The sequence below is a fragment of the Spirillospora sp. NPDC000708 genome (assembly GCF_040299565.1).
GTDB lineage: Bacteria > Actinomycetota > Actinomycetes > Streptosporangiales > Streptosporangiaceae > Spirillospora.
The window spans coordinates 42892-53235 of sequence record NZ_JBEPCJ010000077.1 but is presented as its reverse complement, the minus strand read 5'-3'; the positions used below and the strand labels follow the sequence as shown (position 1 = coordinate 53235).

Sequence of the window (10344 nt, the reverse complement as noted above, 5' to 3'; positions counted from 1 at the left end):
AAGTCCATCGCGAAGCGACGCCGAAGGCGCCCTTGACTTTGGAGGGGCGGCCCCGTACGCAAGCGCCACCCCACCACCCGAACACCCCTCTTGCCCTACTGCGCTGCTGCCGTAACTTGCTGCCATAACTTGCTGCCGTGACTCGCCGCTGTGACATGCTGCCGTGACTTGCTGCCGGTGACATGCTGCTATGACTGGCGCCATGACTTGCTGCGACGTGACCTGGCGCCTGGTCTTGCTGCCACCGTAACCTGCCGCCTGGTTTGGCTGCCTGGTCTTGCTGCCGGAAAAGCCGCCGCGACTTGCTGCCTATTTGGTGCTCATTGAGAGATGGGATGGCTCTCGGTGTTGATTCAAATAAGAGCGCCCAAGTATCCGAGCGGAACCGTTAGAAGGCGGGCTACTCGTCGTCGCGGTCGGCGCCTGTGGTGACGGCGACGACGTCGGGGAGCTCGCTCAGGACGGCGGTCAGGTCGGGGATCGAGCCGGGACCTTCGAGGACGACGGTGACGACGGCGTTCCAGCGGCCTCGGCGGTGCGCGGGCTCCTCCCGGTCGCGGCGCTCGTCGCGACCGCGCTCGGAGTCGGAGTCGTCCGGCAGGTGCTCGCGTTCCACGTCGGCCTCGATGACGGCGAACCCGCGCTGGGTGCATTCGACGAGGACGCGGCGGAGGGCGCCGCGTCCGTCGCGGTAGACCAGCCGCATGCGGGTCCGGTCGGCGGGCCGGAACCGGTCCAGCGGCAGCCGACGGGTGAGCGCGCTCAGCCCGTAGACGACGAGGAAGTGCCCGGCGGTCCCCGCGATCGCGAGCAGCCAGAGCCCGCCGCCCGCGGCCATTCCGACGGCGGCGGTCACCCAGACGACGGCGGCGGTGGTGAGGCCGCGGACGGCGTCGCGGCGGACGAAGATGAGTCCGCCGCCGATGAAGCCGATGCCGGAGACGATCTGGGCGGCGACGCGGGATGGGTCGAACGCGACGGGTCCGGGGGCGTGCTGGAAACCGTACTTGCTGACCAGCATGAACAGGGCGGCGCCGACGCCGACGAGGGTGTGCGTGCGAAGGCCGGCGCTCTTGTTGCGCACGCCCCTTTCAAGGCCGATGCATGCGGAGAGCGCGAGGGCCAGTAAGAGTTCGCCGATCTGGACGAGTCCTTGACCTGTCACTACCTGGTCCTCCGATCCGGTCGACGATCCGCGGCCCGTGGCCTGCGACGATCCGCGGCGGTCCGCGACGTCCCGCGGCGGCCCGCGGTGGCGCGCAGCGTGCTGCGGCGGCCTGCGGCGGTGATCCGCGGCGGCCCGCGACGATCCGCGGCGGTCCGCGGCGGTCCGCGGCGGTCCGCGGTGGTCCGCGGTGGTCCGCGGCGATCCGTGGTGGTCCCGCGGTGGTCCCGCGGCGGTCCGCGACGATCCGCGGCGGTCCGCGACGATCCGCGGCGGTCCGCGGTGGTCCCGCGCCTGCGACGGTCCGCGGCGGTCCGCGAGGATCCGCGGTGGCCGCCCCGGTGGGGCCGGGGCGGCTCGGCGGGTCAGGTCGCGGTCGGGAAGGACAGCTCGCCTGCGGTGGACGCGGCCTGCGGCTCGGGCCACCGGGACGTGATGGCCTTGGCGCGCGTGTAGAAGCGGACGCCCTCGGGCCCGTGGATGTGGGTGTCGCCGAACAGGGACGCCTTCCAGCCGCCGAAGGAGTAGAACGCCATCGGCACCGGGATCGGCACGTTGATCCCGACCATGCCGACGTGGACGGCGCGCTGGTAGCGGCGGGCCGCCTCGCCGGACGAGGTGAAGATCGCGGTGCCGTTGCCGTGCGGGTTGGCGTTGACGAGGGCGATGGCCTCGTCGAGGCTCCCGGCGCGCAGCACGATCAGGACGGGCCCGAAGATCTCCTCGGTGTAGGCGGGCAGGTCGGTGCCGACGCCGTCGAGCAGGCAGGGCCCGAGGAAGTAGCCGGGGCCGGGGCGTCCGCGGCCGTCGACGACGACGGTGGCGCCGGCGGCCTGCGCGGCGTCGACGTGGCCGGTGACGCGGCGCAGGGCGTCCTCGCTGATCAGGGGGCCCATGTCGGAGCCGGGGTCGGTGCCGGGGCCGACCTTGACGGCGCGGGCGCGGTCGGCGAGGCGCGCGACGAGGGGGTCGGCGGCCTCGCCGACGGCGACGACGACGGAGATCGCCATGCAGCGCTGCCCGGCGGAGCCGTAGGCGGCGGAGGTGATCTGGTCGGCGGCGTGGTCGAGGTCGGCGTCGGGGAGGACGACGGCGTGGTTCTTGGCGCCGCCGAGGGCCTGGACGCGCTTGCCGGCGGCGGTGGCGGTCTCGTGGACGTGCCGTGCGACGGGCGTGGACCCGACGAACGACACGGCGGCGACGTCGGGGTGCCGGATGAGGGCGTCGGCGGTCTCGCGGTCGCCGTTCAGCACGTTGAAGACGCCGTCGGGGAGCCCGGCCTCGGCGTACAGGTCGGCGATGAACGCGGACGCGGACGGGACGCGCTCGCTCGGCTTGAGCACGAACGTGTTGCCGGTGGCGATCGCGATGGGGTGCATCCACAGCGGCACCATCACCGGGAAGTTGAACGGGACGATGCCCGCGCACACACCGAGCGGCTGCCGGAAGGAGTAGGCGTCGATGCCGGAGGACACCTGGTCGGAGTACTCGCCCTTGAGGGCCTGCGGGATGCCGCAGGCGAACTCGACGACCTCGCGGCCGCGGACGATCTCGCCGCGGGCGTCGTCGAGGACCTTGCCGTGCTCGGCGGTGACGAGCCGGGCGAGCTCGTCCTCGTGCCGTTCGAGGAGGTCGCGGAAGGCGAACATGATGCGGGCGCGGCGGGCCTGCGAGACGTCCTGCCAGGTCTCGAAGGCGCGGGCGGCGGCGCCGACGGCGGCGTTCACCTCGGCGGCGCGGCCGAGGACGACCTCACCGGACTGCTCGCCGGTCGCGGGATCGTGCAGGGGGGCGGTGCTGCCTCCGCCGACCTCGACACCGCCGATCCGGTGCTGAATCAGGCTCATGATTTCCTTTCAGAGGTAGCGGCGCTGGGCCTTCTTGGCGTCGTCGTAGCGGGCGCGGGCGTCCCGCGTCGCGCCGCGCTCGGAGGTCTCGGCGACGGGGACGTCCCACCAGGCGTCGCTGCCGGGGGCGGGGGCGAGCGGGTCGGTCTCGACGTGGACGACGGTGGTGCGGGGCGAGGCGGCGGCCTTGCGGAGGGCGGCGCGGAACTCGTCGGCGCCGGTCGCGCGGAGGACGTCGGCGCCGAGGCTGGCGGCGTTGGCGGCGAGGTCGACGGGGATGGGCGCGCCGTCGAGCCCGGTGCCGGTGCGGACGCGGTGCCGGGTGCCGAACCGGTCGGCGCCGACGGTCTCGGAGAGGTTGCCGATGGAGGCGTAGCCGTGGTTCTGGACGAGGACGACGAGGAGCTTGATCCCCTCGGCGACGGCGGTGGTGAGCTCCTGCGCCATCATCAGGTAGGAGCCGTCGCCGACCATGACGTACACCTCGCGGGAGGGGTCGGCCATCTTCACGCCGAGGCCGCCGGCGATCTCGTAGCCCATGCAGGAGTAGCCGTACTCGACGTGGTAGCCCTTGGGGTCGCGGGTGCGCCAGAGCCGGTGGAGGTCGCCGGGCATGGAGCCGGCCGCGCAGACGACCACGTCCCGGGGGCCGGACTCCTCGTTGACGATGCCGATGATGCGCGACTGGGCGGGCGGGTCGCCGTGGTCGAGGGCGTAGGCGCCGTCGACGATGGTGTTCCATCGGGCCGTCAGGTCCCGCGCGTTCTCGCGGTGGGCGTCCGGTGCCGTCCATCCGGCGAGGGCGGCGTCCAGCGCGGTGAGGGCCTCGCGCGCGTCGGCGACGACGGTGGTGCCGCCGAGCTTGAACGCGTCGGCGCGGGCGACGTTGATGTTGACGAACCGGACGCCGGGGTTCTGGAAGAGGCTGTGCGACGCGGTGGTGAAGTCGCTGTAGCGGGTGCCGATGCCGACGACCACGTCCGCGTCGCGGGCGAGCGCGTTGGCCGCGGTGGAGCCGGTGGCTCCGATCGCGCCGACGGCGGACGGGTGGTCCCAGGCCAGCGAGCCCTTCCCCGCCTGCGTCTCCGCGACGGGGATGCCGGTGCGTTCGGCGAACGCGTGCAGCGCGTCGGTGGCGCCGGAGTAGATGACGCCGCCGCCCGCGACGATGAGCGGACGTTCCGCCGACCGCAGCGCCTCGCACGCGTCGTCGAGGTCGCGGGCCTCCGGCAGCGGGCGCGGGATCCGCCACACACGGCGGGCGAACAGTTCCTCGGGCCAGTCGAACGCCTCGGCCTGGACGTCCTGGGGCAGCGACAGCGTGACCGCGCCGGTCTCTACCGGATCGGTGAGCACGCGCATGGCCGCCATCAGTGCGCTGGGAAGCTGCTCGGGGCGGTTGATGCGGTCCCAGTACTTCGACACCGGCTTGAAGCAGTCGTTGACCGACACGTCATGGGACCGCCCGTCCTCCAACTCCTGCAAGACGGGATTGGCCGGACGGGTCGCGAAGATGTCCCCCGGCAGCAGCAGCACCGGCAGCCGGTTGATGGTCGCCAGCGCCGCGCCCGTGACCATGTTCGTCGCGCCCGGCCCGATCGAGGTCGTGCACGCCAGCGTCGACAAGCGGTCGTTCATCCGCGCGAAGCCCGACGCGGTGTGCACCATCGCCTGCTCGTTGCGGGCCATGTAGTACGGCATCTCCTCGCCATACTCCAGCAGCGCCTGCCCGATCCCCGCCACGTTCCCGTGCCCGAAGATCCCGAAGCACCCCGGGAAGAACCGCTGCTCGCGCCCGTCGCGCTCCGACCACTGCGCCGCCAGGAAGCGCACCAGCGCCTGCCCGACCGTCAACCTCATCGTCTTCTTCTCCTTCACAGCGCCCCCCTCACCGTTCACTCCACCGCTCACAGGCACACTCCACTGCTCACAGGCACTCCGCCGCTCACAGCGCGTCCACCGCTCACAGCGCGTCCACCGCTCACAGCGCGTCCACGGCCGCGTCCACCGCGCCCGCGACGTCGCCGTCCCTCGGGTACAGCAGCGACCGGCCGACGATCAGCCCGCGCACCGTCGGGAGCCGCAGCGCGCGCCGCCACCCGTCCAGCGCGGCGCGCGGGTCGTCGGCGACCTCGCCGCCGAGCAGCAGCGCGGGCAGCGTCGACGCGGCCATCACCCGTTCCATGTCCGGGACGACCGGGACCTTCAGCCAGGTCCGCGCCGACGTGGTGCCGAGCGCGGACGCGATCGAGACGGCCCGGATCATCGCCTCCGGCGTCAGCACGTTGCGGACGCGGCCGTCGACGCGGCGGGAGATGAACGGCTCGACCATCGCCAGCAGCCCGTGCTCGGCGAGCGCGGACACCGCCCGCGCGCAGCCCTCCAGGGTGTCGGCGGTGGCGGGGTCGTCGTCGTCCACCCGCAGCAGCACCTTGCCGCCGTCCAGCCGGGACGCGGCGATCGCGTCCGCGCTGTAGGCGGTGAACCGGTCGTCGATCTCGAAGGACGCGCCGGCCAGGCCGCCGCGGTTCATCGAGCCGATCACGACCTTGCCGTCCAGCACGCCGAGGAGCAGCAGGTCCTCGACGATGTCGGGGGCGGCGAGCACGCCGTCCACGCCGGGGCGGTCCAGCGCGGTGCAGAGCCGGTCGAGCAGCTCGCCGCGGTCGGCCATCGCGAAGGGGTCGCCGCCGGCGGCGAGCGCGCCGCGCGCCGGATGGTCGGCGGCGACGATCATCAGCCGTCCGGTGGCGCCGGCCGGGGCGGAGCGCCGCGGCCGGCGGGCGGCCGCCTCGGCGATGGCCTCGGGGCGCCGCACGCGGGTCTCCGTCAGCGCCGCGATCCGGGACCGCGCCGGGGACTCCGCCCGTGCCGGCACGCTCGTACCGTTCTCCGCGCTCACACCCGTCTCCACGCTCATGCCGGCACCCCGTCCAGCAGCGCCGCCACCTCGGCGTACTCCGGCATGGCGTCGGCGCACGCGAGCCGCGACGCGACGATCGCGCCGGCGGCGTTGGCGAACGCGACGGTCCGCGCCAGGTCCCAGCCGGACAGCAGGCCGTGGCAGAGCGCGCCGCCGAACGCGTCGCCCGCGCCGAGGCCGTTGACGACCTCGACCGGCACCGGCGGCGCCTCCACGGCCTCGCCGTCCGCGCCGACCGCGAGCACGCCGCCGGGGCCGCGCTTGACGACGGCGAGCCGGACGCCCCGGTCGAGCAGCGCGCGGGCGGCCCGCACCGGGTCGGATTCGCCGACGGCGACCTCGCACTCGGCGAGGTTCCCGACGGCGACCGTGGCGTGTTCGAGGGCCTGGCCCGTCCAGCGGGACGCTTCGGCCGCCGACTCCCAGAACATCGGCCGGTAGTCCAGGTCGAGGACGGTGAGCGCGGTGCGGGGCCGGGCGCCGAGCGCGGCGAGCGTCGCCGTCCGGGACGGCTCGGCGCACAGCCCGGTCACCGTCGCCCACAGCACCCCGGCCGACCCGATCGCGGCGAGGTCCAGCTCGTCGGCGCGGATCTCCAGGTCGGGGGCCTTGGGGAAGCGGTAGAAGTACAGCGGGAAGTCGTCCGGCGGGAACAGCTCGCAGAACGTGACGGGCGTCGGCAGGCCGGGGACGTCCGCGACGAACCGGGCGTCCACCCCGTATCCGGCGAGGGCGCGGCGGACGAACCGGCCGAACGGGTCGGCGCCGGTCCGGGTGATCACGGCGGCGCGGCGGCCGTACCGGGCGGCGGCGACCGCGACGTTGGTGGCGCTGCCGCCGAGGAACCGGCCGAAGCCTTCGACCTCGTCGAGCCCGACGCCCGACTCCAGCGGGTACAGGTCGACCCCGACGCGGCCCATCGTGATGACGTCGAGGGACGCGGGCGCAGCGGTCATGCCGCGATCCCGGCGAGGAAGTCCAGGGACGCGCGCACGTCCCCGATCGGCCCGGCGCCGTCGTCCGGCTCGCGGTCGAGGATGGTGTCCTGTTCGAGGACGTACCAGCCGCCGTACCCGGCGCCTTCGAGGGAGCGGACGATGCCGGCGATGTCGATGTCGCCGCCGCCGAGGGGCCGGTAGATGTCCTTGCGGACGGCGTCGGTGTAGGCGATCCGGCCGGCCTGGACGTCGCGGGCGAGCCCGGCGTCGACGTCCTTGAGGTGGACGTGCGCGATCCGCTCGGGGACACGGGCGGCCAGCTCGCCGGGGTCGACGCCGCCGATCAGCAGGTGCCCGGTGTCCAGGCAGAGCGGGATCCCGGAGCCGTCCAGGACGCGCTGCACCTCGTCCGCGCGCTCCACCATCGTGCCGACGTGGGGGTGCAGGACGGCGCGGACGCCGGACTCTGCGGCGAGCGCGGCGATCCGGTCGAGGTTGGCCAGCAGCGCCGCCCAGCCCGCCGCGTCGAGCGCGGGCCGCTCGTCGTATCCGTCGAGGCCGTGCACGGCGGCGAGCACGAGCGTCAGACCGCCTTCCGGAGTATCGGCGGCGGGAGCATCCGCACCGGGAGCGTCCGCACCGGGAGCGTCCGTGCTGCGAGCGTCCGTGCCGGGCGCCGCGGTAGTCTTGGAACGTTCCACACCGAACGCGGTCAGGGTCCGCCGGATCTCGGGCAGCGGGTCGCGGTCCGGGTCGTGCAGCACGACGGGGGCGAACCCGCCGAGCGGGCGCAGCCCGTGCGCGGCCAGCAGGTCCGCGCGCTCGGCGGCGCCGGCGGGCAGGAAGCCGTCCGGGCCGAACTCGGTGGCGGCGAGACCGAGGGCGCCCATCTCCGCCAGCACCCGGCCGGGCGCCATCTGGTGCCCCCACCCGGGCACCTCGCACACCCCCCAGGAGATCGGCGCTCCCGCGACGCGGTCTTTGATCATCGGCACTCCATCCCGGTGAAAGGCGACGCCGGCGCCGCGGCCGGCCCCCGCCGAGTCTGCTGAAACCGGCCGAGCCATGTCAAGGCTTTGTCATGACATTATGAGGTAAGGAGGTTCGGCCAAGCGCGGAGTATCATCCGGTACGGGAGCCCGGCCGGGAGCCGGGCCCGGAGGGAGCCCGGGGTGTACCGACCGCGCGTGATCGTGGACCGCGGCAGCCCCGTGCCGCTCTACTACCAGCTGGCCCGGCAGCTCGAGGCCGCGATCCAGTCCGGCGAGCTGTCGCCCGGCACCCGGCTGGAGAACGAGCTGGAGCTCGCCGAGCGCTGCGGGCTGTCCCGGCCGACCGTCCGGCAGGCGATCCAGCACCTGGTGGACCGCGGGCTGCTGGTCCGCAAGCGCGGCGTCGGCACGCAGGTCGTCCTGTCGGAGATCCGCCGCCCCGTCGAGCTGACCAGCCTGCACGACGACCTGGCGGCGGCCGGCCGGGAGCCGCAGACCGAGGTGCTGGAGTTCGGCACGGTGCCCGCAGACGACCGGGTCGCCAAGGAGCTGGGGCTCGCGGCGGGCGACCCCGTGCTCCGGATGCGCCGCGCCCGGAGCACCGGCGGCGAGCCGCTCGCGCTGCTCACCAACTACCTGCCCGAGGGCCTGCTCGCCGTCACCGCCGACGACCTCGCCCGGCACGGCCTGTACGAGCTGCTGCGCGCGAGCGGCGTCAACCTGCGGATCGCCAACCAGTCCATCGGCGCGCGCCGCGCCACGACCGAGGAGGCGCGGCTGCTGGACGAGCGGCGCGGCGTCCCGATGCTCACCATGACCCGGACCGCCTACGACGACAAGGGCACCGCGATCGAGTTCGGCCGCCACGTGTACCGGGCGAGCCGCTACTCCTACGCGCTCACGCTCGTCGAACGCTGACCGCCGCCGCCCGCGCGGGCGCGCCGGACCTCGTGATCGATTAGAGCGCTCTATTGAATTAGAGCGCTCTAACACTTACGGTGCAGGGCATCCCCCCCGAGCGCATCAGGAGGAACCCGATGCCCTTCGCACCGTTCCGCCCCCGCGGCCACCGCCTCGCCGCCGCCGCGGTGACCGCCGCGCTGGCCGCCGCCGCGCTGTCGGCCGCCCCGGCGTCCGCCGACGACGACGAGCTCGCCCAGGTCCACGCCCGCCTGGAGACCCCGGCGGTGTTCGACGACGACGCGGGCGGCAACGCCAACGCCGACGACCCCGCGATCTGGAACCACCCGAGCGACCACGACGGCGACCTCGTCATCACCACCCTCAAGCAGGCCGGGCTCGCCGTCTACGACGCGTCCGGGCACGAGATCCAGCGGATCGCCGCGCCCGCGCCGCCGCGCGCCGGCGACGAGCCGGGCCGCTTCAACAACGTCGACCTGATCTACGGGTTCCGGCTCGGCGGACGCACCGTCGACCTCGCCGTGGTGTCCGACCGGGGCCGCGACATCGTCCGCACCTACGCCATCGACCCGCGGGCCGCGCTCCGGCACGGCGCGCCGCTCACCGACGTCACCGACGCCGCCGCCCCGTTCGTGTTCTCCTCCTCGCTCGACCAGGTCAACGACCAGGCCACCGCGTACGGGATCGCGTCGTGGAAGGACGGGCACGGCGCCTCGTACGCCGCGCTGAGCCGCCGCCACACCCCGCGCGTCGGGATCGTCCGGCTGGAGGCGACCGCCGCCGGCAAGATCACCTACCGGCACGTCCGGGACGTCGACCTGCCGTCGTCGTTCGCGCTGCCGGGCGGCGGCACCTGGTCGCCGTGCGAGGACCCGGGCCGCGGCCCGCAGGTCGAGGGCATGGTCGCCGACGAGGAGCACGGCGTGCTGTACGCCGCGCAGGAGGACGTCGGCATCTGGCGCATCCCGCTCGACGGCGGCACGCCCCGGCTCATCGACAAGGTGAAGGACTTCGGCGTCCCCGCCGCCTACAACGCCGAGACCGACGAGTGCGAGGTCACCGGCCCCGACCCGGGCGCCGGCGGCGCGCACATCACGCCGGACGCCGAGGGCCTCACCATCTACCGCAAGGACGACGGCGAGGGCTACCTGCTCGCGTCCAGCCAGGGCGACAACACCTTCGTCGTCTACGACCGGGAGGGTTCGAACGAGTACCTCGGGCACTTCCGCGTCGCGCCCGGGACGAACGCGGACGGTTCCGAGGAGTGCGACGGCGCGATGGTGACCAGCGCCCGCGTCGGCGGCTTCAAGAACGGCCTGCTGGTCGTCCACGACGGCTTCAACGCCCCCGACGAGACGGGCCCGGACGGCGAGGTCCGCACGAACACCAACTTCAAGTTCGTCGACTGGAAGGACGTCGCCGAGCCGCTCGACCTTGACGTCACCCCCGGCGCCTGGGACCCCCGCGACTGATCCGCCTCCTTGAGATGCGGCGGCCGCCGTCATGAGCGCCTTCATGACGGCGGCTCGCCGCCGGTCTGCGTGAGGGGCCGGGGGCT

General features: G+C 74.0%; 8 protein-coding genes. 2 read left to right on the top strand and 6 right to left on the bottom strand.

Annotation, left to right across the window (positions count from 1 at the left end; translation table 11 throughout):
* Window positions 1-400: 400 nt before the first annotated feature.
* The 6 genes from ABT299_RS38880 to ABT299_RS38855 all read right to left on the bottom strand — a co-directional run bounded on the left by ABT299_RS38880 (window position 401) and on the right by ABT299_RS38855 (window position 7862).
* The gene (locus ABT299_RS38880; protein ID WP_463043169.1) at window positions 401-1084 is read right to left on the bottom strand and encodes an MgtC/SapB family protein; all 684 of its coding nucleotides are present in this window, start codon (window positions 1082-1084) and stop codon (window positions 401-403) included.
* Between the two features lie 446 nt (window positions 1085-1530).
* Entirely contained in the window at window positions 1531-3012 is a 1482-nt protein-coding gene (locus tag ABT299_RS38875; protein ID WP_500253795.1) for a CoA-acylating methylmalonate-semialdehyde dehydrogenase, read from the bottom strand.
* A 9-nt stretch (window positions 3013-3021) separates the two neighbouring features.
* A complete protein-coding gene (iolD, locus tag ABT299_RS38870; RefSeq protein WP_500253794.1) occupies window positions 3022-4872 on the bottom strand; it encodes a 3D-(3,5/4)-trihydroxycyclohexane-1,2-dione acylhydrolase (decyclizing) in 1851 nt (616 codons plus the stop codon).
* 121 nt (window positions 4873-4993) lie between these two features.
* Window positions 4994-5932: a Cgl0159 family (beta/alpha)8-fold protein gene (locus ABT299_RS38865; protein ID WP_500253793.1), complete on the bottom strand. Its 939-nt coding sequence runs from the start codon at window positions 5930-5932 to the stop codon at window positions 4994-4996.
* Window positions 5929-6891 carry a 5-dehydro-2-deoxygluconokinase gene (gene iolC / locus ABT299_RS38860; protein ID WP_500253792.1) on the bottom strand — a complete coding sequence of 321 codons (963 nt, stop codon included), beginning with the start codon at window positions 6889-6891 and terminating at the stop codon, window positions 5929-5931. The genes ABT299_RS38865 and iolC overlap by 4 nt, the downstream gene beginning before the upstream one ends.
* Window positions 6888-7862: a TIM barrel protein gene (locus ABT299_RS38855; protein ID WP_500253791.1), complete on the bottom strand. Its 975-nt coding sequence runs from the start codon at window positions 7860-7862 to the stop codon at window positions 6888-6890. Before ABT299_RS38855 ends, iolC begins: the two co-directional genes overlap by 4 nt.
* Before the next feature lie 183 nt (window positions 7863-8045).
* Here ABT299_RS38855 and ABT299_RS38850 point away from each other — a divergent pair, with 183 nt between their 5' ends.
* Both ABT299_RS38850 and ABT299_RS38845 read left to right on the top strand, forming a co-directional pair.
* Entirely contained in the window at window positions 8046-8783 is a 738-nt protein-coding gene (locus ABT299_RS38850; RefSeq protein WP_500253790.1) for a GntR family transcriptional regulator, read from the top strand.
* A gap of 119 nt (window positions 8784-8902) precedes the next feature.
* Window positions 8903-10258 (top strand): phytase, encoded by a 1356-nt coding sequence (locus tag ABT299_RS38845; protein ID WP_500253789.1) that lies wholly within the window; start codon window positions 8903-8905, stop codon window positions 10256-10258.
* Window positions 10259-10344: the final 86 nt, after the last annotated feature.